Origin of the sequence: Conexibacter woesei Iso977N, from assembly GCF_000424625.1 — a bacterium.
Lineage (GTDB): Bacteria > Actinomycetota > Thermoleophilia > Solirubrobacterales > Solirubrobacteraceae > Baekduia > Baekduia woesei_A.
In genome coordinates this window covers 380,164-402,670 of the sequence record NZ_AUKG01000003.1, presented here as the reverse complement: position 1 = coordinate 402,670, position 22,507 = coordinate 380,164, and the positions used below count along the sequence as shown (strand labels likewise).

Annotated in this window: 22 protein-coding genes; 6 read left to right on the top strand and 16 right to left on the bottom strand. The window is 71.0% G+C overall.

Annotated features, from left to right (window positions below; genetic code table 11):
• Nucleotide 1 precedes the first annotated feature (1 nt).
• Genes rsmA through H030_RS38630 form a run of 4 tightly spaced genes read right to left on the bottom strand, consistent with a single transcriptional unit; the run spans nucleotide 2 to nucleotide 3,851 of the window.
• Complete coding sequence (gene rsmA / locus H030_RS0123505) at nucleotides 2-865, bottom strand: 16S rRNA (adenine(1518)-N(6)/adenine(1519)-N(6))-dimethyltransferase RsmA (protein WP_231398523.1); 864 nt, start codon at nucleotides 863-865, stop codon at nucleotides 2-4.
• A complete protein-coding gene (locus H030_RS34635) occupies nucleotides 862-1,611 on the bottom strand; it encodes a TatD family hydrolase (RefSeq protein ID WP_035129347.1) in 750 nt (249 codons plus the stop codon). Before H030_RS34635 ends, rsmA begins: the two co-directional genes overlap by 4 nt.
• Nucleotides 1,608-3,149 carry a methionine--tRNA ligase gene (gene metG, locus H030_RS34630; protein WP_035129345.1) on the bottom strand — a complete coding sequence of 514 codons (1,542 nt, stop codon included), beginning with the start codon at nucleotides 3,147-3,149 and terminating at the stop codon, nucleotides 1,608-1,610. The genes H030_RS34635 and metG overlap by 4 nt, the downstream gene beginning before the upstream one ends.
• A 15-nt stretch (nucleotides 3,150-3,164) precedes the next feature.
• Complete coding sequence (locus H030_RS38630; RefSeq protein ID WP_081691087.1) at nucleotides 3,165-3,851, bottom strand: murein hydrolase activator EnvC family protein; 687 nt, start codon at nucleotides 3,849-3,851, stop codon at nucleotides 3,165-3,167.
• A gap of 101 nt (nucleotides 3,852-3,952) precedes the next feature.
• Between H030_RS38630 and H030_RS0123485 the strand changes: the two genes are divergently transcribed.
• Complete coding sequence (locus H030_RS0123485; RefSeq protein ID WP_155892239.1) at nucleotides 3,953-4,366, top strand: hypothetical protein; 414 nt, start codon at nucleotides 3,953-3,955, stop codon at nucleotides 4,364-4,366.
• On the opposite strand, the gene rsmI is transcribed toward H030_RS0123485, so the two are convergent.
• Entirely contained in the window at nucleotides 4,363-5,181 is an 819-nt protein-coding gene (rsmI, locus tag H030_RS0123480) for a 16S rRNA (cytidine(1402)-2'-O)-methyltransferase (RefSeq protein WP_027007927.1), read from the bottom strand. The genes H030_RS0123485 and rsmI overlap by 4 nt on opposite strands.
• Nucleotides 5,178-6,137: an ROK family protein gene (locus tag H030_RS0123475; protein ID WP_027007926.1), complete on the bottom strand. Its 960-nt coding sequence runs from the start codon at nucleotides 6,135-6,137 to the stop codon at nucleotides 5,178-5,180. Before H030_RS0123475 ends, rsmI begins: the two co-directional genes overlap by 4 nt.
• Before the next feature lie 24 nt (nucleotides 6,138-6,161).
• Between H030_RS0123475 and H030_RS37780 the strand changes: the two genes are divergently transcribed.
• The gene (locus H030_RS37780) at nucleotides 6,162-7,349 is read left to right on the top strand and encodes an LCP family protein (protein WP_051223533.1); all 1,188 of its coding nucleotides are present in this window, start codon (nucleotides 6,162-6,164) and stop codon (nucleotides 7,347-7,349) included.
• Nucleotides 7,350-7,352: 3 nt separating this feature from the next.
• Here H030_RS37780 and H030_RS0123465 read toward each other — a convergent pair whose 3' ends face one another.
• Both H030_RS0123465 and H030_RS39360 read right to left on the bottom strand, forming a co-directional pair.
• A complete protein-coding gene (locus tag H030_RS0123465) occupies nucleotides 7,353-7,778 on the bottom strand; it encodes a hypothetical protein (protein ID WP_027007925.1) in 426 nt (141 codons plus the stop codon).
• A gap of 18 nt (nucleotides 7,779-7,796) precedes the next feature.
• On the bottom strand, nucleotides 7,797-8,171 hold the full coding sequence (locus H030_RS39360; protein WP_051223532.1) for an FmdB family zinc ribbon protein: 375 nt from the start codon (nucleotides 8,169-8,171) through the stop codon (nucleotides 7,797-7,799).
• Between the two features lie 108 nt (nucleotides 8,172-8,279).
• Between H030_RS39360 and H030_RS0123455 the strand changes: the two genes are divergently transcribed.
• Nucleotides 8,280-9,659, top strand: a complete 1,380-nt coding sequence (locus H030_RS0123455; protein ID WP_035129556.1) for a glycine--tRNA ligase — start codon at nucleotides 8,280-8,282, stop codon at nucleotides 9,657-9,659.
• Nucleotides 9,660-9,669: 10 nt separating this feature from the next.
• Nucleotides 9,670-9,969, top strand: coding sequence for a hypothetical protein (locus tag H030_RS0123450; RefSeq protein WP_027007923.1), 300 nt, complete (start codon nucleotides 9,670-9,672; stop codon nucleotides 9,967-9,969).
• Here the strand turns inward: H030_RS0123450 and H030_RS0123445 are convergent.
• A complete protein-coding gene (locus tag H030_RS0123445) occupies nucleotides 9,966-10,340 on the bottom strand; it encodes a hypothetical protein (protein ID WP_155892238.1) in 375 nt (124 codons plus the stop codon). The genes H030_RS0123450 and H030_RS0123445 overlap by 4 nt on opposite strands.
• A 199-nt stretch (nucleotides 10,341-10,539) precedes the next feature.
• On the opposite strand from H030_RS0123445, the gene H030_RS0123440 reads away from it, so the two are divergent.
• Together H030_RS0123440 and H030_RS0123435 are read left to right on the top strand one after the other, a co-directional pair.
• Nucleotides 10,540-13,923, top strand: coding sequence for a hypothetical protein (locus H030_RS0123440; protein WP_027007921.1), 3,384 nt, complete (start codon nucleotides 10,540-10,542; stop codon nucleotides 13,921-13,923).
• Between the two features lie 133 nt (nucleotides 13,924-14,056).
• The gene (locus H030_RS0123435; protein WP_027007920.1) at nucleotides 14,057-14,746 is read left to right on the top strand and encodes a hypothetical protein; all 690 of its coding nucleotides are present in this window, start codon (nucleotides 14,057-14,059) and stop codon (nucleotides 14,744-14,746) included.
• Nucleotides 14,747-14,750: 4 nt separating this feature from the next.
• Here the strand turns inward: H030_RS0123435 and H030_RS0123430 are convergent, their stop codons facing one another.
• From H030_RS0123430 to H030_RS0123390, 7 genes are all read right to left on the bottom strand, one after another.
• Nucleotides 14,751-15,353, bottom strand: a complete 603-nt coding sequence (locus tag H030_RS0123430) for a TetR/AcrR family transcriptional regulator (RefSeq protein WP_196809249.1) — start codon at nucleotides 15,351-15,353, stop codon at nucleotides 14,751-14,753.
• 114 nt (nucleotides 15,354-15,467) lie between these two features.
• Nucleotides 15,468-15,926, bottom strand: coding sequence for a hypothetical protein (locus H030_RS0123425; RefSeq protein WP_027007918.1), 459 nt, complete (start codon nucleotides 15,924-15,926; stop codon nucleotides 15,468-15,470).
• Nucleotides 15,927-15,996: 70 nt separating this feature from the next.
• Complete coding sequence (gene lon / locus H030_RS34615; protein ID WP_051223531.1) at nucleotides 15,997-18,399, bottom strand: endopeptidase La; 2,403 nt, start codon at nucleotides 18,397-18,399, stop codon at nucleotides 15,997-15,999.
• Nucleotides 18,400-18,402: 3 nt separating this feature from the next.
• Complete coding sequence (locus tag H030_RS0123415; protein WP_027007917.1) at nucleotides 18,403-18,864, bottom strand: Hsp20/alpha crystallin family protein; 462 nt, start codon at nucleotides 18,862-18,864, stop codon at nucleotides 18,403-18,405.
• A 16-nt stretch (nucleotides 18,865-18,880) separates the two neighbouring features.
• Nucleotides 18,881-19,666, bottom strand: coding sequence for an MBL fold metallo-hydrolase (locus H030_RS34610; RefSeq protein WP_196809248.1), 786 nt, complete (start codon nucleotides 19,664-19,666; stop codon nucleotides 18,881-18,883).
• Between the two features lie 80 nt (nucleotides 19,667-19,746).
• Nucleotides 19,747-20,682, bottom strand: a complete 936-nt coding sequence (locus H030_RS34605; RefSeq protein WP_051223530.1) for a LysR family transcriptional regulator — start codon at nucleotides 20,680-20,682, stop codon at nucleotides 19,747-19,749.
• Nucleotides 20,683-21,450: 768 nt separating this feature from the next.
• Nucleotides 21,451-22,233 carry a hypothetical protein gene (locus H030_RS0123390; protein WP_027007916.1) on the bottom strand — a complete coding sequence of 261 codons (783 nt, stop codon included), beginning with the start codon at nucleotides 22,231-22,233 and terminating at the stop codon, nucleotides 21,451-21,453.
• Between the last annotated feature and the right edge of the window lie 274 nt (nucleotides 22,234-22,507).

Sequence of the window (22,507 nt, the reverse complement as noted above, 5' to 3'; positions counted from 1 at the left end):
CTCAGCCGCCGATCCTCTCCGACATCGCGCGGAACTGCTCGGGCGTCAGGCGCTCGGCGCGCGCGTCCTCGGGCAGGCCGAGGTCGGCGAGCGCGGCGCGCGCCCGGTCCCGGAGCGCCTTGTCGCCGCCGTGGAGCTGGAGCGACTTCGGCAGCGCCTTGCGCCGGTGCGCGAACGCGCCCTGGACGAGCTTCCGGAGCGCCTTGCTCGGCGCCGGCCCGGTGCGCTCCAGCACGACGAGCACCGAGTCCACGTTCGGGACCGGGTGGAAGACGCTGCGCGACACGCTGCGGTGCACGCGGACGTCGGTGGAGAGCTGCGCGAGGACGCTCGGGACGCCGTACGCGCTGGTCCCGGCCTGGGCGGCGAAGCGCTCGCCGACCTCCTTCTGGACCATCGCGACCCACGTCGTGACGCCGGGCAGGTCGAAGACCGTGTTGAGGATCGCCGTGGCCGCGATCCCGTACGGGAGGTTGGCCACCACCTTGGTCGGCGCGGGGTCGAGCGCCTGGAGGTCGAGGTCGAGCGCGTCGCCGAAGTGCAGCGTGACGTTGTTGTAGGGGTCGACCGCGTCGTGCAGCGCGTCCTCCAGCGAGCGGTCCAGCTCGACCACATGCACATGCTTCGCGCGCGCCGCGAGATGCTCGCTCAGCACGCCGAGCCCGCCGCCGATCTCCAGGACGACGTCCTGGTCGCCGAGCTTCGCCGCCCGCTCGATGACGCCCAGGATGTTGGAGTCGATCAGGAAGTTCTGCCCGAGATCGCGCTTCGGTCGGATCCCGAACGCCCGCATCCGCCGCAGCGTCGGCTGCGTCGGTTGCGTCGGTTCGTCCGTCGCGTCGTCCTCGGCCACGGCGCGGCTCACCACCCGAAGAGGCCGGCGGCCGTCGCCTCGACGGCGGCGTCCAGCTGCTGGTAGGTCTGACCGCGGCGCTCGGCGACGAAGCGCGCGGTCTCGGTGACGTACGCGGGCTGGTTGCGCTCCCTGCGGTACGGGACCGGCGTCAGGTACGGCGCGTCGGTCTCCACGAGGATGCGGTCGTCGGGCACGCGCTCGGCGGCCGCGGCCAGGTCCTCGTTCTTGGGGTACGTGACGTTCCCGGCGAACGAGATGAACCAGCCCTCGGCGAGGCACTCGTCGAGGTGGTCGGGCATCGAGAAGCAGTGCAGGATGACCTTGACCCCGGCCGCCCGCTCGCGCAGCGTGGCGATCGTCTCGACCTCGGCCGCGCGCGTGTGGATGACCAGCGGCTTGTTGGTGTCCTTGGCCAGCTCGATCTGCGCGTGGAACGCGCGGACCTGGTCGGCGGCGGGCGCGTAGTCGCGGAAGTGGTCCAGGCCGGTCTCGCCGATCGCACGGCAGCGCTCGTGCGAGGCCAGCGCCTGCAGCTCGGCGAGGTGGCCGTCGTCGAAGCCGGTCGCCTGGTTGGGGTGGTGACCGATCGCGGCGTAGACCTGCGGGAACGCCTCGGCGGCGGCGAGCGCCGCGCGGCCGGTCGCGCCGTCCTGGCCGATCGTGAGGATCCGGTTGACGCCGACGGCCGTCGCCGCGGCGACGAGGGCCGCGTCGTCGGGCGCGCAGGAGTCGAGGTGGGTGTGGGAGTCGATCACGCGGGCTGCTGCTGCTTGGGGAACAGCGGCTCGATGTCGGCGACCTGGCGCGGGACGCGGGCGCCGTACTGCGCGCCGGCGATCGTCAGCGACGGGTCGGTGTCGTGGAGATCCTCGGGCGCGCCGAGCGCATGCAGCAGCCTGCCCGCGCGGTCCGGGATCCACGGGTGGAGCAGGACCGTCACCACGCGCACGCCCTCGATCAGCGTGGCGAGGACGCGGTCGAGGTCGGCCGCGCGCTCGGGGTCCTTCGCCAGCTTCCACGGCTCGTTGTCGCCGACGTAGGCGTTGAGGCGGCGGATCCGGACCCAGATCTCCTCCAGCGCCGGGGTCAGCTCGGCGCGGCCGATCAAGGACGACACCTTGGTGTTGAGCTCCTCGAACTCGGCGTGCATCGCCGGGTCCAGCTCGACCTGGGGCACCGCCCCGTCGCGGTAGCGGATCAGCATCTTGATCGTGCGCGAGGCAAGGTTGCCGAAGTCGTTGGCCAGCTCGGAGTCGTAGCGCTTCTCGAAGTCCGCGGTCGAGACCGAGCCGTCCTGGCCGAAGCTGACGTCGCGCAGGAGGTAGAAGCGCAGGGCGTCGCTGCCGTACTTGTCTATGACCTCGAACGGGTCGAGCACGTTGCCGAGCGACTTGGACATCTTGTGGCCCTCGAGCAGGAGGTAGCCGTGGACGAACACGCGCCTGGGCAGCGGCAGGTCGGCGGCCATCAGGAGCGCCGGCCAGAAGACGCAGTGGAACTTCAGGATGTCCTTGGCGATCAGGTGGTAGGACGCCGGCCAGAACTCGCCGCGCAGGTCCTCGCCCGGGCGGGCGTAGGTGAGCGCCGTGTAGTAGTTCAGGAGCGCGTCGAACCAGACGTAGAAGACGTGCTTCTCGTCCCACGGGACCGGGACGCCCCACGAGAGCTTCCCGCGCGTGAGGGAGACGTCGTTGAGGCCGGACTTGATGAAGCTCAGCGCCTCGTTGCGGCGGGATTGCGGCGCCACGAAGTCCGGGTGGTTCTCGTACAGCTCCTCCAGGCGGCCCTGGAGCTTCGAGAGCTTGAAGAAGTAGTTCTCCTCCTGCTCCCAGTCGAGCTCGATCAGGTGGATCGGGCACTTGTTGCCCTCGATGATCTCCTGCTCGGACTTGAAGTCGGCGCAGCGCGGGCAGTACCAGCCCTCGTAGACGCCGAGCTCGACGTAGCCGTTGTCCTTCACCTTGGTCAGGACCTCCTGGACCGCCCTGACGTGCTCGGGGTCCGAGGTCCGGATGAAGAAGTCGTTGGTCGCGTTCAGGACCGGCGCCAGCGCCTTGAACCGCTCGGCGTTCTTGTCGGCGAGCTCCCGCGGCGTGACCCCCGCCGCCTCCGCCGCGAGCGCCACCGGCTCCCCATGCTCGTCCGTGCCGGTGAGGAAGAAGACGTCATCGCCCTTCTGGCGATGATGCCGCGCCATGACATCCGCAGCGATCGTCGTGTAGGCATGCCCCAGATGCGGCGCCGCGTTGACGTAGTAGATGGGCGTCGTGACGTAGAACGAGTTCTGGGCCATGTCTGCCTCCTAACGCTATCGGCCCCCGCCCAACGCCACGCGACCGGTTGCCCGGCGCGGACGGCGGCGACGGCGGATGCGGAGCGTCGTGCCTCCGAGTGCGGCGGAGGCGAGGGTGGCGGTGCCGGCGAGGATGGGCCAGGGGAGCGGGCGTGAGGTGGGTGCGGCATGCGGTGGTTCGGGGTGGCTGGGGTGGATCCGGTGGGGGCGTGGTGCGGGTGGGACGGGAGCGAGTTGGGGTGGTTGGTCGGTGAGCAGGGGTTCCGGGTTGATGTAGGCCTTGGGGTCGGAGGCCAGGCGGGCGCCGAGGCGGAGGGTTCCGGCCGGGCCGAGGAGGCCGAGGGGCGTGCCGCGGGAGAGGTGCGCTCCGCGGGCGACGAGCGTCTTCGAGAGGCCCAGCTCGGTCGCGACGAGCCCATCACCGCAGCGGATCGTCACGCCGCGGCCGAGGCGCGGGACGCGGCCGGCGTAGGTGACGGTCCCGGTGCAGGCCGCCAGGACCGGCGCTCCGGCGCGTCCCTGGATGTCGATGCCCCGGCGCCGGCCGTGCGCATACGGCGCCGCCCGCTCGTACGTGAACGGTGCGACGACCGCACCTCCCGGCAACGGCCGGCGCCAGCGCTCGTCACCGGCAGCGACGCCAGGACCGACGCCCCCGAGCACCACCAGGAACGTCGTTGAGATGAGCGTTGTGCGGGACATCGACGGCGACGGTACGCCCGCGATCCGCCGCCCAGACCTGAATTGCGCAGGATCGTTGCGGAGTCGTTGCCGTTCCGTCGCAAACGGGCACGATGTCGACGATGCCGCTCGCCCTCCCCGTCGTCGCGCCCGCGCTGTCGAAGGCGCACCCTCGGATCGTCGGCGCACCCGTCGCCGTCAAGATCGGCACGACCTTCGAGGTGCGCGTCCGGTTCGACCGGACGCTCCCGACCGCCCCGGACCGGACGGGCGCGCACGCCGAGTTCTCGATCCCCGGGAGCGACAGCGACCACGCGCCGGTCAAGATGAGGGAGTCGGCCGGGCACTGCTACCGCCAGACGCTCTACAACGACTTCGACCGCGCCTCGCTGCGCAGGCTCCGCGCCGGCGACCGCGTGACGTTGACCATCAACGTCTACGGCCGGCTGAAGACGAGGCGCCGCGTCACGCTCGCGGCCGACGTGAACGCCGTGCCGCCCGGCTGCAGGCTCAGCCCGCGCCCGGGCCCGGGCTAGCCGCCCTCGGTCAGCGCCCGGTACAGCGTGTTCGCCGGGATCCCGGTGAGGTCGGAGACGACGCCCGCCGCCGGGCGCTTCTTGGCGCCCGCCTCGACCAGCCGCGACAAGGCGTCCAGCGCCGGGCCGAGCGACGCCGTCTCCTCCGACGCCGCCCCGATGACCACCACGATCTCCCCGCGCGGCTCGGTCTCCGTGAAGTGCTGCAACAACTCCGAAGCCGTGCCGCGCAGGATCTCCTCGTGGAGCTTCGTCAGCTCGCGGCACACCGCGACCGGGCGGTCGGCGTCGAGTGAGGCGAGTGTCGCGAGCGAGGCCGAGAGGCGGCGGGGCGATTCGAAGGCCACCAACGTCTCCGCGGCGGAGGAGAGCAAGGACGACAACTCGCCGACCTTGCGCGGCAGGAACCCCACGAAGCGCCACGTCCCCGACGGCAACCCGGACGCGACCAAGGCGGTCAACGCGGCCGACGGTCCCGGCAGCACCTCCACCCCGATCCCCGCCGCGACGCACGCCTGCACCAGCACGAACCCCGGGTCGTTGACCAGCGGCATGCCGGCGTCGCTCACCAGCGCCACCGTCTCTCCCGATTGCATGCGCGACACCAGCTCCGACGAGCGCCCCGCCTCGTTGTGCTCGTGGTAGCTCACGGTCCGGGCCGAGACGCCGTACTTGTCCAACAACACCCGCGTGTGGCGCGTGTCCTCGCAGGCGACGACGTCCGCCTCGCGCAACGCGGCCAGCACCCGCAGCGTGATGTCCTCCAGGTTCCCGATCGGGGTCGGGCACACCACCAACCGCCCGGACTCGCTCATCGCGACGCCGCCAGGTCCTGCGCCAGGATCGCCGCGCCGATCATCCCGCTGGCGTCGCCGAAGCGCGTCGCGCGGATCTCCACCTGGTCCCGGGACGGCGCCAGCGCCCGCTCGGCCACGACCCTGCGCGCCGGGGCCAGCAGCATCTCCCCCGCCGCGATCACGCCCCCGCCGACGACGACGACCGACGGGTTCAGGATGTTCACCACGTTCGCGATCCCGACCCCCAAGTAGTGCCCCATCCGCGCGACGACATCCCGCGCGACCGGGTCGCCGTCGTGGGCCAGCTCGGTCACGAGCATCCCCGTGATCGCCGTCCCCGCCTCCAGCGCGCGCCCGAACCCGGAGTCCGGGAGCGACGCCGCGGCCTCCGCGGCGGCGCGGCCCAGCGCAGAGCCGCTCACCAGCATCTCCAGGCACCCCCGGTTCCCGCACGTGCAAAGCGGCCCGTCGGCGGCGATGACCATGTGCCCCCACTCGCCCGCGCCCCCGTGCGCGCCCCGGACGACGGCGCCGTCCACGACCATCCCGCCGCCGATCCCGGTGCCCAGCGTCAGCAGCGCGGCGCAGGAAGCACCCCGCGCGGCGCCCGCGCGCAGCTCCGCGACCATCGCCGCGTTGGCGTCGTTGTCGACCGCGACCGGCAGCCCGAGCCGCTCCGCCATCACATCCCTTAACGGAACATCCCGCAACGGCAGGTGGACCGTGGTGTTGGCAACACCGGTTGCAGGATCCACCAACGACGGGACACCCAAGCCGACTGCCCTAACCTCTCCACCCGCTGCCTCGCGCGCCTCGTCGACCGCCGCGACGATGACGTCGAGCAGCTCGTCGCCGGACCTGCCCTCGCGGGCATGCCGGAAGACGCGGTGATGGACGTTCAGGTCGGCGTCCACCACCCCAGCGAGCAACTTCGTTCCGCCGAGATCGACGCCGATCACGCACCCGGCGGACATGGCCCTCACCCTACCCGCAACACCGTGAACCCCTCCGATCCCCCGCCCGAGTACAAGAAGTACCGCTCCGGACCGAGCTTCCTCAAGCGCGGCGGCGGGTCGGTGCTGGACGACTTCCCGGACCTCCCGGAGCGCGACCGCGACCGCGCGGGCGAGCGCGACGCGCACGACCACCCCGGAGACGACGAGCCCGGCCGCAAGGACTTCCGCCGCGCTCCGCGCCGGCGCCGCCTCCCGCTCCCCGGCCTGCCGCGCCGCCCGCGCGTCGGCGTCGGCCGCGCGCTCACGATCGGCCGCGTCGTCAGGTGGATCGTCCTCGCCGTCATCGGCTGGCTGGCGCTGTCGCTCGTCCTGTTCCTGATCTCCGCCCAGCTCCAGCAGGGCGACCTCTCCGGGAAGGTCTCGCTCGGCGGCGCCGGCTTCCCGCTGACGAGCCCGAACACGGTCCTCGTGCTCGGCTCCGACGCGCGCACGAAGGGCTCCAAGGAGCCCGGCGCCGACGTCGGCGGCCCGAGCCGCAGCGACTCGATCCTGCTCATGCGCGTCGGCGGCGGCAAGAACGCGCGCCTGTCGATCCCGCGCGACACGATCGTCAACATCCCCGGCCACGGGCTCAACAAGATCAACGCGGCCTACGCCTTCGGCGGCGACAAGCTCGCCGTGCAGACGATCGAGCAGTACCTCGGGATCAAGGTCAACCACCTGATCGAGGTCAACTTCTCCAACTTCCCGGACCTCATCGACGCGATGGGCGGGATCACCTACAACGGCTCCTGCGTCGTCAGCCGGATCAACGGCGGCAGCAGGAACGGCGGCTACACGCTGCGCCTCAAGAACGGCAAGACGCACATCAGCGGCAAGCAGGCGCTCGCCCTCGCGCGGACCCGCCACAACGACTGCAACAAGGCCGAGTCAGACCTCACCCGCGCACGCCGCCAGCAGAAGATCCTCAGCGCGATGAAGTCACGCGTGGCCTCGCCGTTCGCGTTCCCCCGCCTGCCCTGGATCGCCTGGAACGCGCCCAAGGCGCTCAAGAGCGACATGTCGGGCCCGACCCTCCTCGGCCTCTTCGGCGCGCTCGCCACCGGCGGCACCCCGCCGACCCACATTCTCAAGCCCGACGGCGCAGAAACCGCACCCGACGGCGGCGCCGGCCTCCACGTCTCCGACGCCGAGAAGCAGCGCGACGTCGCGCGCTTCCTGAGGGGCTAGGCCCTAGGACGCCAGCCGCGCCGCGAGGTTCGACATCGCGCGCTCGGTCGCGACGGTCATGTCGCCGACGATGACGGTCTGATGCCCACCGGCGTCGACGAAGCGAGCGCGGACCGGACCGCTCTCGGCCGCCGTCCAGCTCAGCTGGAGCCTGCCGCGGGATGACACCCGGCTGACCGTTCCGTCGTTGAGGCCCTTGGTGTCGGACGCGACCGCCACGATCAGCGGGTGGCCCTGCACGACGTGACGCGAGACGTGGAACGCCCGCCCGCCGACCGTGACGCGATCGGCGCCGCGGTGATCGAAGAAGACGGCCTGGGTGACCTTGCCGACCGTCGCGCGCGACGCGCGGTGGTGCTGCACGAGCCCGATGACGACGCCGACGGGCACGACCAAGATGGCGAAGCGGATCCAGTGCTTGACGGCCATGAAGCGACCGTAACGCGCCTACGACTTCTTCGCGGGCTTCTTGGCCGCCGGCTTCTTGCCGTCGCCCGAGCCCGAGGACTTCGCGGGCTTCGCAGTGGAGTCGGAGGAGGACGTCGAGGACTTCGCGTCCCTGGCTTCCTTCCTCTTCTCCGCCTGCCCGGCCTCGTACCTGTCGGCCCCCGACTCGGCGGACTCGCGCAGCTCGCGGTTGCGCCTCTTGGTCCCGTAGTCGGTGTTGTAGAAGCCCTTGCCCTTGAAGTGGACCGCCACCGGGTGGAAGACGCGCTCGACCGGCTCGCCCGTGTCCGGGTCGTGCGTCAAGGGATCGTCGGTCATCCTCTGCATGACCTCGAAGGTCGTCCCGTTGGGTCGGCGGTACTCGTAGATGGGCATTGGCACTCGCATTATACGAGTGCCAGCGCGCTGCCTGCCGGAACGGCAACGGGTCGAACAACGCCCGCGGGTAAAGTGGCGCGCGTGCCCACCCAGGACGTCGTGACGATGGACAAGATCGTGGCGCTGTGCAAGCGCCGCGGCCTGATCTTCCCCGCCAGCGAGATCTACGGCGGCATCGCCAACACCTATGACTACGGGCACTACGGCGTGCTGCTCAAGCGCAACGTCGTCGACGCGTGGTGGGACGCGATGCTCCAGGAGCGCGACGACGTCGTCGCCCTGGACTCCGCGATCATCCAGCACCCCAAGACCTGGGAGTCGAGCGGCCACCTCGCCGGCTTCACCGACCCGCTCGTCGACTGCAAGACGTGCAAGAAGCGCTTCCGCGCCGACCACCTCGCGGAAGCCCGTGAGAACCCGGACTCCCAGCCCGAGATCCGCTGCGGGCGCAAGCCCTCCCAGCTGCCCGGCGACACGCCCGACTGCGACCTCACCGAGCCGCGTGAGTTCAACCTCATGTTCGAGACCGCGATCGGCCCCGTCCAGGGCGGCGGCACCCGCGTCTTCCTGCGCCCCGAGACCGCGCAGGGCATCTTCCTGGACTTCAAGACCGTCCTGACCTTCGCCCGCAGGCGCCCGCCGTTCGGCATCGCCCAGGTCGGCAAGTCGTTCCGCAACGAGATCACGCCCGGCAACTTCATCTTCCGCACGCTCGAGTTCGAGCAGATGGAGATGGAGTTCTTCGTCCCGCCGGACCAGGCCGCCGACTGGTACGAGCACTGGAAGCAGGCGCGCTTCGACTGGTACGTGAAGCTCGGCCTGCGCCCGGACCACCTGCGCCTGCGCGACCACGACGAGGACGAGCTCTCCCACTACTCGTCGGGCACCGCCGACGTCGAGTACCTGTTCCCGATCGGCTGGTCGGAGCTCGAGGGCATCGCCAACCGCGGCAACTTCGACCTGACCGCGCACGGCAACGGCTCGGGCAAGGCGATCGAGGTCGTCGACCCCGAGCTGGGCCGCTACGTCCCGCACGTCATCGAGCCCGCGGCCGGCGTCGGCCGCTCGATGCTCGCCTTCCTCGCCGACGCCTACGACGAGGAGGAGCTCGGGACCGCCGAGAAGTCCGACATCCGGACCGTTCTGCGTCTCCACCCGAAGCTCGCGCCGGTCAAGGCCGCGATCCTGCCGCTCGTCAAGAAGGACGGCCAGCCCGAGCTGGCGGCCGAGGTCCAGTCGCTGCTGAAGGCGCGCATGCAGACCGAGTACGACGAGGGCGGCTCGATCGGCAAGCGCTACCGCCGCCAGGACGAGATCGGCACGCCGTGGTGCATCACGATCGACCACGAGTCGCTCGAGGACCGCACGGTCACCGTCCGCGACCGCGACTCGCTGCAGCAGGAGCGGATCCCGATCGACCAGCTCGCCGACGAGCTGTCGCTGCGCCTCGCGCGTCCCTGGGTCTCACCGAAGGTCGCCGGGTAGGACTCGCGCCATGCCCACCTTCGAGATCGGACTCCTGGAACAGCACGGCGGCACGCCGCGCGACGAAGAGGCGCGCGCCGCGCTTGCGGACGCATTGCCGGACGAGGCGAGCGTCGGCGAGGCCGACGCGGACGGCGCGTTCGACGTCACCGTCGAGGCCGACGACCTCGACGCCGCGCTGACGCTCGTCTGGGACGCGGTCGCCGCGTCGGGCACCGACGACCACCTGCTGTTCCTCGAGCACCCGGACCTGCCCGAGCACTGGCGCTCGCGCAGCGCGAACCCCGGCGACCTGCCGGGCAGCCTCTAGGCGACGCGGCGGCGCGCGGCGCGCGCCGACTGCTCCGGGCGATCCGGCGCCCACGGGGCGTCGTCGTTGGCCCGCAGCTGGCGGGCCAGCGCGCCGGCGCGCGACGTCCTGCGCGCGATCATCCAGCCGAGCGTCGTCGGCTGGTAGCAGGGCTCCCGCTGCGGGGCGACCCCCGGATCGTCGCCGACCGTGCCGGGCACCGTACGCACGAACCCGGCGACCCGCGCGACCGACAGCTGGAACGCGGCGTCGCCGCCGGGCAGCTTGCCGGGTTGCTGAAGCTCGCGCAGGCTCATCGGCCGGCCTTCGTCGGCCAGCACGCACAGGAGTTCACGCGCGACGCTGCGGTATGGGTCCGGACGCTCGGTCATCGGCAGGAGAGCGCCAGACTGCCGGTATCCGGTGCGGTTGTCCACACCGTTGCCGCATCTGCACGGTTTCCCGCAGCTTGCGCGCAAGTTCCGGCACGGGATGTGGAGGTTTGGCCACGACGGCTGCGCGCCAACTTGCGTCCAGACCCACCCAAACGACGGTAGGCACACCGTCTCGCGCGCGGGATGGTGGCCGGTGATGCCCGCCTCTTCTCCTGCCTTCCGGCGCATCGCGCTCGCCGCGCTGCTGCTGGTCCTCACGCTCGCCGTCCCGGCCGCCGCCCACGCGGCATCGCAGATCGCCTCCGGCAACTACCCGGACGCGGTCGTCGACCGCGACGGCGTCACGCACGTCGTCTGGAACACGGACAACACGGACGGCAACTCGGCCGACGTCCTGAACTACTGCCAGATCCCGCTGGGCGGGACGGGCTGCACGAACGGGCAGACGTTCACGCCATCCGGCAACTCGGCGAGCGGCGGCAACCACGACTTCGCCGGCCCGCACGTCTTCGTCGAGACCAACGGCGACGTCCTGCTGGTCACCCATCGCTGCTGCGGCACGATCGCGGGCCGCGCCGGCGCCGACACCGACTTCGCCTACGTCTCGGACGACGGCGGCGCGCCCGGGTCCTGGACCGGCCCGACGCCGATCGGCAGCGTCCAGCCCGGCGCGGCCGCGGTCCCGACGCCGATCGCCTACGACGCCAGCCTCAGCCGCGTCCTGACGATCTCCGCGCCGACCGGCGGCATCCGCTTCCAGGCCGCGGCGCTGGCCGGCAACGGCGCCCCGCAGGGGTACGAGACCACCTACGCGCAGTTGTCCAACTACAACTCCTACGACGCGTCGATCGTCTTCGTCGGGCCCGGCAAGTTCGCCGCCGCGTGGGCCGACGCCAACGGGACGTCGTACTTCCGGACCTACACCTGCACCGGCAACCCGTGCAGCAACAACCCCAACATCGCGACGAGCTGGGCGCCGCAGGTGGCGATCCCCGGCGCCGAGAGGCCGCGCCTCGTCACCGGGGCCAACGGGACGTTCATGCTCTACCGCGACGCCGGCAGCAACACGTACTACACGCGCTCGATCAACACCGACAACAACACCTTCGGCCCCGCGCTGGCCGTCGGCGCGAGCGCGATCGCCGGCAACGCGCGCGACATCACCGAGGACGCCAACGGCATCCTCCACACGCTGTTCATCGACGCCAACAGCGGGCTGAGCTACCGCGCGTCGGCCAATGGCGGCCAGCTCTGGGGCGACCAGCAGACGATCGTCCCCGGCCCGAACTTCCAGCTCGGCGACCTCAAGGTCGTCGCGCGCACGGTCGACGACGGCTACGCCGGCAACGCGATCTGGGAGGACGTCGCCCCCGGCGCCCGCAACCCGGCGATCATGATGCAGGCGCTGCCGGACCTCGCGACCTCGCTGTTCGTCAGGCCGCCGCCCGGCGTCTCGCTGCCCGGCGGCGTGACGCTGCCCGGCACGACGCCCACCGTCCCGACCCCGCCCGGCGCCTGCCAGACGCTGTCGTTCGGCGCGGTCGACGTGATCGCCGACGTCTGCTTCAGGCGCGTCGGCAGCGCCTACGTCGCGACCGGCGGCGTGAAGATCAACGGCCTGCGGATCGAGCTGGGCTCGGGCCAGATGAAGTTCGACCCGAGGGCCCGGACGATCACGACCTCGGGCGCCAGCGTGACCGTCAAGGTCGGCGACGTCGTCCTCTACAGGGCGCCGATCAACTGGACGCTGCCGAGGGGCTCGACCGCGTCGCTGGGCACGATCGACGTCTCCGGCGGCGGCGACCTGCTCGGCTTCCCGCTCAAGGGCTCGGCGTCGATCAACTTCAAGAACGGCGGCGCGGAGATCCCCGTGCACCTCGGCCTGCCCGCGCTGTTCGGCGGCGTGACCGGCGACGTCACGATCCGCGCCGACAACATCGCGGGCATCCACCTGCGCGAGCTGCACGTCAAGGTCGGCGACGCGCTGATCGGGCCGCTGGAGATCAAGGACCTGTTCTTCGACTACGACGCCGACACCGTGCACTGGGCCGGCGGCGCGACCCTGATCCTGCCGCCCCAGCCCCCGGGCCCGTCGCTGGAGTCGAAGATCAGCTTCACCCACGGCAACCTCGACTACCTCCAGAACGACCTCACGCTCCCCGGCCCGGGCATCGTCCTGGATCCGCTCGGCGCGACCTACCTGAAGCACATCCGCTTCGGCCTGTTCACCAACCCCTTGCGGTTGACCGGCGGCGTGACGATCAACGCCGGGCCGCAGATCGGCGGCGTCGCCGCGGTCAGCGTCGACGGCGACCTGACGTTCACGCTCACCGACCCCGCGATCCTGCGCGCGGACGGCAGGGTCTCGCTCGTCAAGATCCCGGTCGGCAGCGCGTTCTTCGAGCTGCGCACCAACGGCTACGTCGCCTTCGGCGGCCAGCTCGGCTACAGGGACGGCGCGTTCGAGGCCGACGCCAACATCAACGGCTGGCTGTTCAAGTCGGCGTTCAACGTCGACGCCAGCGCGAGGATCTGCCTCGGCGACCTCGGCTGCGCGGGCGGTGAGGTCGTGTTCAGCTCCGTCGGCTTCGCCGGCTGCGTGAGGACGACGCTCGCCGACTTCGGCGCCGGCTACCGCTGGGACGGCGACCTGGAGTTCATGTTCAGGGGCTGCGACGTCGGGCCGTTCAAGGCCGTCGCCGCAGCCGCGCAGGCGGGCGCACCGCGGACCGTCACGTTCGGCAGGGACGCGCCGACCGGCGTCGTCGGCGTCCAGGGCAACGGCGCGCCGCCGCACGTCAGCCTCGTCGGGCCGGGCGGCGTCCGGGTCGACGCGCCCGCGACCGGCCCGCTGCAGACGCCGGGGGCGATCGCCTTCCACGACGCGACCAGCAACACCACGTACTTCGTGGTCAAGAAGCCGGCGGCGGGCGCGTGGCAGGTCGTCCCGCAGCCCGACTCGGTCGCGATCACCGGCGTCCAGAGCGCCGACGGGCTGGAGCAGCCGCAGGTCACCGCGCACGTCAGGAAGGCGTCCGGCGGCAAGCGCGAGTTGACCTACAAGGTGAACTCCGTCCCCGGCCAGGTGGTCACGTTCGCCGAGCAGGGCAAGGGCGCCGCGCAGACGCTCGGCAAGGCCCACGGCAGCGAGGGCACGCTGCGCTTCACGCCCGCCGACGGCCCCGGCGGGACGCGCAGGATCATCGCGATGGTCGCCTCCTACGGCAAGCCGCGCAAGAACCTGACGGTCGCCAGCTACGTCGCACCGCCGCCGCCCAAGCCCGCGACGCCCAAGCACCTCAGGGCGACCCGCGGGACCAAGGCCATGACCATCACTTGGTCGACGGCCAAGAACGCCAAGCGCTACGAGATCCGCGCAACGCTCTCCGACGGCCGCGTGATCATGGTCCGCCAGAAGGGCACCCGCCTCGCGATCCCGGCGGTCGCCAGCGCGACCCGCGCGACGATCACCGTCACCGGCCTCAAGGGCGACAACACCCGCGGCAGGAAGGCCACGCTGAAGGTCGCGGCCAAGAGGGCCACCAGGAGGAAGCCGGCCAGGGCCAAGAGGAAGAGGTAGCCCGGACCGCCGGGCCAGCGGCGGCGCGCCCGCAGCGCCGCCGCTCGGCCAGCTGGCTCTTGCGAGGCGCCATCTCGGTCGCTGATGCTGATAGCTGAGCGCAGGGGACCTTTCCCACAAGGAGGAACCCACCATGGCCAAGCTCACCCGCATGGTCGTCCTGGCCTGCGCGCTCATCGCGCTCGCCGCCGCCCCCACGTCCGCTTCCGCCGCACCCGACTGGCACTCGGGCAACGCCGGGGCCTACGTCCTGACCGCCACGACCGCGGTCTTCATCGACATCAACGCGGGCGCCGTGAGGATCGCCTGCACCGGCATGATCTTCAGCGGCAACGTCAACCCGTCGCCGGCGGCCGGGACCAACCCGTGGGTCGGGTTCGCGTCGGCGACGCCCGGCTTCACCGGCTGCAGGACCGCCGGCGTGCCGACAACGATCGCCTGCGCGGCGGCGAGCTTCGACACCGGCGTCGGCCCGGGCGCCTACGCGGGCCCGATCGTCGCCCCCGCCGACGGCGGCGTCACGAGCATGGCCATCACCGGCATCAGCTGCACGATCTCGCTCGCCGGCAGGGCGTGCTCGACGTTCACGGGCATGACGCCGGGCCTGCACACCAACCCGTCCAACCTCGCCAGGACCGACGGCAGCGTGTCGTTCCCGGGCAACCCCGGCCAGGTCCTCGTCGCGGCGAAGGTCGGCGCGGGCTGCGCGCCGATCCCCAACGGCGCCGTGTTCCTGCTCAACCCGGGCGGCGCGGGCATGCTGTTGAAGTACACGTTCCCGGCCGGCGGCCCCGCCGCCCAGCCCTACGTCTGGTACGGCTGATCGGCTAGCCGATCAGGGCGGCCACCGCGCGCGTGCCGGCGTCGACCGTCGCGCGGTGGTCGCGGCCCGGCTCGCCGAGGAGGCGGAGCGCCAGGCCGTCGCCGAGGCCGAAGATGATCTCGGCGATCGCCTCCGGGTCGCCGTGCAGCGTCAGGATGCCCGCGTCCTGCTTGGCCGCCAGGACGGCGGCGACCTGCTCGCGCGTCCGGCGGACCAGCTGCTGGTACTCGGCCGCGATGTCCGGGTTGCGGCGCGACAGCGTGAAGACCTCGAAGGCCAACGTGAGGAACTCGGTGTCGTCGCGCAGCATCGCCTCGAGCGTCGAGCGCAGCATCTCGATGAAGTCCGCGGCCGACGACGCGCGCGCCAGCTGGTCGTCCAGGCGCGCCATCCGCAGCTCGGTGTCGCGCCGGACGACCTCGGCCAGCAGGCGCTCCTTCGAGCCGAAGTAGTAGTGCAACAACCCGCGGGAGACGCCGGCGTCGCGCGCGACGTGGTCGAACGTCGAGCCCGCGACGCCGCGCAGCGCGACCGACGAGCGCATCGCGTCCACGATCCGCTGCGCCTTCTCGCCGCTGAGCGTGCGCTGGGTCGCCGAGGCCTCCATCTCGAAGACCACCTTAGACGAACGCCTGGCTGGCCGGCCAACCACGACGAAGGGCGCCCCGCACATGCGGAGCGCCCTTCGAAAGACCTACAACTACGAGGGGTGTGAGAGCCGCTAGGCCGTCGCGCCCGTCGTCGGCGCGGCCGACGGCGTCGTGGTCGACGTGTAGTCGAACTCCTCCTCGGCGCCGAACAGCGCGTCGAGGACCTTGGAGCGCAGATCGGCCGACAGCGCGATCGCCAGACCACCGGCGACGCCCAGGATCAGCAGCTTGCGGCCGAGGCCGCCCCTGCGCTTCTTGGACTTCTTCTTGGGGTTGCTGAGCGACGCGCCGGCCTCCTTCAAGGCCTCCGCGGCGACCTGCAGGTCCTTGTGCAGCTTCTTGTCGTTCTGGATCGTCTTCTTCGCCGACTTCGACGAGGACAGGCGGTCGTACGCGTCACGAGCGGCATCGAAGGCAACGCGGACGTTGTCCTGGAGGTCGTCGTCCTCGATCACGCGCTGGACGTACGGGTTGGAGCGGGCCGCCTCGACGGCGCCGGCGGCGACTGCCGCCTTGTTCTTCTTGGCCATGCAGCTCCCTCTTCGGGTCGGGGTCAGGTGGCTCTTTCGGCGAGCATACCCGCCCGGGGCGTGAACTCAGTCAGCGTTCTGCGAGCGCGGCGCCGAGCACGTCGCCGATCTCGGAGACCCAGACGAACTCCAGGCGCTTGCGCAGGTGCTCCGGGATGTCCTCGACGTCGGCCTCGTTGAGGGCCGGCGCGATCACCGTCCGGATGTCGTTGCGCTGCGCTGCGAGCGCCTTCTCCTTGAGCCCACCGATCGGGAGGACCTGTCCCGTGAGCGTGATCTCGCCGGTCATCGCGACCTCCTCGCGCACGGTCCGGCCGGAGATCAGCGACGCCAGCGCGGTCGCCATCGTGATGCCGGCGCTCGGGCCGTCCTTGGGCGTCGCGCCCGCGGGCACGTGGACGTGCAGGTCGTGATCGGCGAACCAGGCGTCGGGCAGCTCGGGCGCGACCTCGTGGGCGTGGGCCTTGACCCACGTCAGCGCGGCCTGCGCGGACTCCTTCATGACGTCGCCGAGCTGGCCGGTCAGCAGCAGCTTCCCGGACCCGGGCGTCGCCGAGACCTCGATGAACAGCACGTCGCCGCCGACCGGCGTCCACGCCAGCCCGGTCGCGACACCGGGCGCGGCCGTGCGGCGGCGCGCCTCGGAGTGGACCTTGGGACGGCCGAGCAGCTCGCGGACCAGCTCGGGCGTGACGGTCGTCTTCCTCGGCTTCGTCGCGACCTTCCCGTTGCCGTCGGCCGTCTCGGCGACCTGGCGCGCGACCTTGCGGCAGATCGTCCCGATCTCGCGTTCCAGCCCGCGCACGCCGGCCTCACGCGTGTAGTCGCCGATGACGCGCCGCAGCGCCTTGTCGCCGATCGACAGCCACGACCTCTTCAGGCCGTTGCGCTCGATCTGGCGCGGGACCAGGTAGCGCTTGGCGATCTGGAGCTTCTCGTCCTCGGTGTAGCCGGCGAGCTGGATGATCTCCATGCGGTCGATCAGCGGCCCCGGGATCCGGTCGAGGTCGTTCGCCGTGCAGATGAACATCACCTTGGACAGGTCGAACGGGACGTCGAGGTAGTGGTCGCGGAACGTCGCGTTCTGCTCGGGGTCCAGGACCTCCAGCATCGCGCTGCTCGGGTCGCCCCGGAAGTCCGCGCCCATCTTGTCGATCTCGTCGATCATGAACAGCGGGTTGTCGGACCCGGCGTCGCGCAGCGCGCGCACGATCGTCCCGGGCATCGCGCCGATGTAGGTCCGGCGGTGGCCGCGGATCTCGGCCTCGTCGCGGACACCGCCGACGGAGATGCGCTCGAAGTTGCGCCCGAGCGCGCGGGCGACGCTCCGGCCCAGCGACGTCTTGCCGACACCGGGCGGTCCCGCGAAGCAGAGGATCGAGCCGCGCGCGTCGGGCTTGAGCTTGCGGACCGCCAGGGATTCCAGGATCCGGTCCTTGACCTGCTCGATGTCGTAGTGGTCGGCGTCGAGCACCTCGCGGGCGTGCGCGAGGTCGAGGTCGTCCTCGGTGCTGACGCCCCACGGCAGCGCGGCGATCCACTCCAGGTAGGTCCGGATCACGCCGTGCTCGGCGGCCTGCTGGGGCAGCTGCTCCAGGCGGCGCAGCTCGCGGTCGACCTGCTTGCGGACCTCGGCGGGCAGCGCGACGTCGTCGAGCTGCTCGTGCAGCTCACGCGCTTCCAGGGCGGACTCGTCGAACTCGCCCAGCTCGTCCTGGATCGCCTTCATCTGCTGGCGCAGGACGTACTCGCGCTGGCCCTTGTCGATCTCGGACTGGACCTGGTTCTGGATCTCGGAGCCGATCGAGATGACCTGCAGCTCGCGGGCCAGCGCCTCGGCGAGGCGGCGCAGGCGCTTGCCGACGTCGACCTCCTCCAGCAGGGCCTGCTTCTCCTCGGTCGGCAGGCGCAGCGAGCCAGCGATCAAGTGCGACAACGTGCTCGGGTCGTCGACGTTGGTGACCGCGAGCGTGAGCTCCTCCGGGAGGTACGGGACGTGCTCGACGATCTGCGTGAACGTCTCCTGCACGTTGCGCGTCAGCGCGGTCAGCTCGGCCGATTCTTCGACGACATCGGGAAGCTCTTCGATCGACGCCTTCAGGTACGGCGTCTCGGTCGCCCAGTCGGTGATCTTCACCCGCTGGGCGCCCTGGACGAGGATCCGGAGCGTCCCGTCAGGGATCTTGAGCATTCGCGCGACCGAGCCGACGACGCCGACGTCGTGGAGGTCGTCCGGTCCGGGCGCCTCCAGCTCGGGGTTCCTGCTCGCGACCATCACGAGCAGGCGGTCGCCGGCCAGGACGTCGTTGATCAGCTCGATCGAGCGCTCCTGGCCGATCGCCAGCGGCGTCAGCGTGTCCGGGAGCGGGACCGACTCGCGCAGCGGCAGGACCGGCAGGAGCTTCGGGATGCTCGCGGCGCGCGACCCGACCTCGATCGCGTGACCGTCGCCCTCCGCGCTGATCTCGATCATGACCTACACCTCGTCCTCGACGGGTACCTCGATCGGCACCCGCCGGGCGCGCGGCTCGGGCCGCTGCAGCGGCAGCTCCACGCGCAGGATCCCGTCGCGGTAGGTGGCGCGCGCCGCGTCGGCGACGACGTCGGCGCCGAGCGGGATGACGCGCCGGAACGGGCCGAAGTCGATCTCGAGCTGCTGGTAGACGCGGCCCTCGGCGTCGGCGGGCCGGCGGTGGCCGGCGATCACCAGCTCGCGCCCCTCGATCTCCAGCCCGATCTCGTCCGGGTCGATCCCTGCCAGCTCGGCATGCACGACCGCGCGCGGCGGATCGCCCTCGTAGAAGACGTCGACCGCGGGCGAGAAGCCACCGCGATGGCGCGGGCCGAGGACACCGCCGCCGAAGACGTCGCCGAACAGCTCGTCCATCTCACGGCGCATGCGCTCGAAGTTGGCGAAGAGGTCGCGCTCAGGAGGCACGTGCCCGAATGTACCGCTAGACCTCGTAGACGGCGCCCTCGCGGGCGACCGACACGGGTCCTTCGAACGCGCGCTCGGCTTCCCGGCGGGCCCAGAGCTCGTCCATCTCGTCGGAGAAGTGCGTGATGACGAGGCGGCCGACCTTGGCGCGGGAGCCGTGCTCGCCGGCCTCCTCCGGGGTGAGGTGGCCGCGGATGCCGTCGCGCTCGGGGCGCGGCAGCGTCGCCTCGATCATCAGGAGGTCGGTGTTCGCCGCGAACCTCACGAGCTCGTCGGTCGGCGCGGTGTCGGCGCCGTAGGTGAAGCGGCCGGAGCCGTTCTGCGTGGACGCGATGTCGACCGCGCAGGTGGGCAGCCAGTGCGGGACCTCGTGGAACGTGAGGCTCATCGGACCAACATGTACTTCTTCGCCCGGCACGTACTCGTGGATGTCGAACGCGTTGTCGATCAGGTCCTCCGCGCCCCAGGAGCCGACGATCCTGCGGAACGTCTGGCGCGCGCCGCGAGGCGCGTAGAGCTTGGGCTTGGCGGGCGCGTCGGTCCCGGGCCAGCGGTCGACCGGCACCGGCTGCTGGCGCGGCGCGTAGGTCAGCGCGTAGGCGTAGGGGACGAGGTCCAGGAAGTGGTCGGCGTGCAGGTGGCTGATGACGACGGCGTCGATCGCCACGTAGTCGCGGTAGCGGCGCAGCTTGGAGAAGACGCCGTTGCCGCAGTCGAGCAGCAGGAAGGTCCCCGCCTCCTCGACGAGGTAGCCGCTGCATGCCCCTCCGGCGTCCTGCCAGGAGGGCGATTTGCCCAGCACCGTGATCCGCACTTCGACCCCTTCGGTTCTCCTCGGGGCGGGAGAGTAAACCCGTCAGGCGTTTTGCAGCGGCACGAGGCCTATGCCACGGCGGTCAGCGCGCGGCCGGTGGGGAGCGCGCGGCCGGCGGCGCGGAGGGCCTCGATGACGTGGTCGACGAGCTCGTCGTTCTCGCCGATCCGGATCGCCGCCTGGATCCGGCGCGCGGGCGGCGTGCCGCGCAGCGGGATGACCGCGACGTCGGAGCGCAGGTTCGCGGTCGCGAGGCTCGGGAGCAGCGCGACGCCGACCCCCGCCGCCGCCATCCCCTGCAGCGCGGGGTAGTCGTCGAAGGCGAGGCGGACGTCGGGCTCGAAGCCGGCGTCGCGGCAGGCGCGCAGCACGATGTTGGAGTCCGGGCAGGTGCCGCCGACGTCGGGCATCAGCCAGCCCTCCTCGGACAGCTCCTCGAGGCCGAGGCTCGGGCGGCCGGCCATCGGGTGGTCGGAGCCCATGACGACGAACAGCGGGTCGTCGCAGAGGAAGACGTGCTCGACGCCGTCGCGGACGGCCAGCGGCATCAGCTCGGAGTCGATCAGCGTGGCGACGTCGAGGCGGCCGGCGAGCAGCTCGTCGATCGAGTCCTCGGGCTCGAAGACCTTGACCTCGAGGCGGAGGTCGGGGCGGCGTGCGCGGAGGTCGCGCGTCGCGCCCGGGAGCAGCCCGCCCGCGAGCGTGGCGAACGCGCCGATCCGGACGCACGGCCGGCCCGCGCCGGCCGCTTCGCGGACGTCGTCCTCCGCACGCCGCGCCTGGTCCAGCAGCGCCGCCGCGCGCGTGAGCAGCAGCTCGCCCGCCGGGGTGAGGTGCACGCCGCGCGCGTCGCGCTCCAGGAGCCTGACGCCGAGCGTCGCCTCAAGGCGCGACACATGCTGCGAGACCGCGGGCTGCGTGTAGCCGAGCGTGACCGCGGCATCGCTGAACGAGCGCTTGTGCGCGACTTCACGGAACGTCGTGAGCAGCTTGAGGTCGAGCATCACGGAACATGATGCCAGCTAGGTCAAGTCATCATTGGACATGATGAGGTCGAGCCCGGAACATGCTCCCATGACCTCCTCCCCCTCCCCATCACGATCCGCCGAGCGACCCCTTCGGACCTCGCGTCGCTCAAGCGCCTGGCCTCGCTGGACTCCCAGCGCCTGACGCCCGGCCCGCACCTCGTCGCCGAACGATCAGGCAACCTGATCGCCGCCGTCGACATCCACGACGCCCGCTGGTTCGCGGATCCCTTCGTGCCTACCGCCGACGCCGTGTCACTGCTGCAGGAGCGCGCGACCCACATCACCTCCCGCGAGCCGACCCCGGCCCGCCCCCTCCACCTCCTCCGCAGCCTCTTCCCCGCCGCACCCCGCCGCGCGTAGGTCCGAATGTCGGCCCGGCGCGCGCCGATCCCACTTTAGATCGACTCACCGTAAAGCCACTTCACAGAGGCGCCCCCTGGCCTCGGCGCGCTGATGACGATCAGCTCGAACCCTTCGGCCGGCCTGATACCCGCGCCGGGTTCTCGACCGCACCGGGCCGTGTTTTGGGTCACCAAGTCGAAGACGTCATCGAACCTCCATCCGGCCATTTCTCGCCCGCACGACGACGTAACCCTCCTGCCACGTCTTGCACTATGGCTACAAGGGGCAGCCAGCAATCGCCGCTACGCCGTCGGCGACGGGCCCATCGCCGGAGGTTGGGGGCGCTGCAAAATCTGCCGCCCGACGGCGCCGCTCCCGCTACCGCGCCGGCTTCCGCTCGCGCTAGCCCTCCGACTCTAGAAGCGCCTCGAACGCGGGCAACACTTGCGAGTCGAGATAGCCCATGATTTGGGGCAGAAACTGGTTGAGGATTTGACCGCGAGCGACGCCGTCAGCGACCGTGACACCTAACCCCAGGTGCAAGTCGATGTTCATTGACAGTTCTCCGTCAGGACCGGGCGGCGGCGGCAGAACCTTCATCTCTCCCATTCCGTCGACGATTGGGTCGGGAGGGACCATCCGATACATCCCGCCGCCGGTCATCTCGTGGATCACGGCCTGTGCCAGAACAATGATCGCGGCAGCAACGTGGGGCACACGGTGCTTGTCCTCATTCCACATGCGATTCAGCATCCACAGGATGCTGGCCTTCGGATTCGCGCTGTGGTAGGGCTGGAAGCGGTCGATGACCTCAACTGCGTCACGCCGTACGCCCTTCAGCGAACCCTTCATCGCACGCTCCCACTCGTCCCGCGTCAAACAGAATGGAAACGCTGTGTTCGACGGGGGCGGATCGTTATGGAGGCGTGCGAAGCCCCAGGCGATGTGGTCCAGCGGCGACCGGAGGTTGTGGATCGCCTCACTAAGGAGCTCGCCAAGTTCCTCCGGGAAGGTGGGGATGTTGGTGAACGTCCACGTGTGCGTCAGGTCATCGGCGACGGATTTCGTCTGCTCCACGCCTGCGTTCTCCAACAGGGAGATGATTTCGGCGAAGAACTCGTCGAGGTGGGTCTTCGCGCGGGCGAGGCGGCGCCGAGAGCTCGCCAAAGGATCTACGTCGCTCACGCCTGCGACCTTATCCGGGTCGCCTCAGGCGCGGCTAGCGCTCTCCGTCGCTGAGCGACTCGCAGTTACTGTCGAGGCCCGTAAAGTCAGCCGCCGCGGAAGATGACTTCGCGCCTGCTCAGAGGTCAGAATCGTGCTTTTCCGAGAAGCGCAGCTCGCGGGGCCAGGTGACCGCACAGTGCGCGCAGGTTGGGAGGTCGCCACTCACCATTGGCCACCTGCGCACCCCTAGAATCCGCTACCGGCTGCCGCGTCAGACCTCGTGCGTGGATAG

Excerpts from the sequence above, each read along its gene's own strand:
- H030_RS0123435 (WP_027007920.1), top strand. The coding sequence starts at position 14,057 with ATGGCCAAGCTCACCCGCATGGTCGTCCTGGCCTGCGCGCTCATCGCG.
- H030_RS0123445 (WP_155892238.1), bottom strand. The coding sequence starts at position 10,340 with ATGACCGAGCGTCCGGACCCATACCGCAGCGTCGCGCGTGAACTCCTG.
- H030_RS0123475 (WP_027007926.1), bottom strand. The coding sequence starts at position 6,137 with ATGTCCGCCGGGTGCGTGATCGGCGTCGATCTCGGCGGAACGAAGTTG.
- lon (WP_051223531.1), bottom strand. The coding sequence starts at position 18,399 with ATGATCGAGATCAGCGCGGAGGGCGACGGTCACGCGATCGAGGTCGGG.
- H030_RS0123425 (WP_027007918.1), bottom strand. The coding sequence starts at position 15,926 with ATGGCCAAGAAGAACAAGGCGGCAGTCGCCGCCGGCGCCGTCGAGGCG.
- H030_RS0123455 (WP_035129556.1), top strand. The coding sequence starts at position 8,280 with ATGGACAAGATCGTGGCGCTGTGCAAGCGCCGCGGCCTGATCTTCCCC.
- H030_RS38630 (WP_081691087.1), bottom strand. The coding sequence starts at position 3,851 with ATGTCCCGCACAACGCTCATCTCAACGACGTTCCTGGTGGTGCTCGGG.
- metG (WP_035129345.1), bottom strand. The coding sequence starts at position 3,149 with ATGGCCCAGAACTCGTTCTACGTCACGACGCCCATCTACTACGTCAAC.
- H030_RS0123450 (WP_027007923.1), top strand. The coding sequence starts at position 9,670 with ATGCCCACCTTCGAGATCGGACTCCTGGAACAGCACGGCGGCACGCCG.
- H030_RS34605 (WP_051223530.1), bottom strand. The coding sequence starts at position 20,682 with ATGCTCGACCTCAAGCTGCTCACGACGTTCCGTGAAGTCGCGCACAAG.
- H030_RS39360 (WP_051223532.1), bottom strand. The coding sequence starts at position 8,171 with ATGCCCATCTACGAGTACCGCCGACCCAACGGGACGACCTTCGAGGTC.
- H030_RS0123440 (WP_027007921.1), top strand. The coding sequence starts at position 10,540 with ATGCCCGCCTCTTCTCCTGCCTTCCGGCGCATCGCGCTCGCCGCGCTG.
- H030_RS0123465 (WP_027007925.1), bottom strand. The coding sequence starts at position 7,778 with ATGGCCGTCAAGCACTGGATCCGCTTCGCCATCTTGGTCGTGCCCGTC.
- H030_RS0123485 (WP_155892239.1), top strand. The coding sequence starts at position 3,953 with ATGCCGCTCGCCCTCCCCGTCGTCGCGCCCGCGCTGTCGAAGGCGCAC.
- rsmI (WP_027007927.1), bottom strand. The coding sequence starts at position 5,181 with ATGAGCGAGTCCGGGCGGTTGGTGGTGTGCCCGACCCCGATCGGGAAC.
- H030_RS0123430 (WP_196809249.1), bottom strand. The coding sequence starts at position 15,353 with ATGGAGGCCTCGGCGACCCAGCGCACGCTCAGCGGCGAGAAGGCGCAG.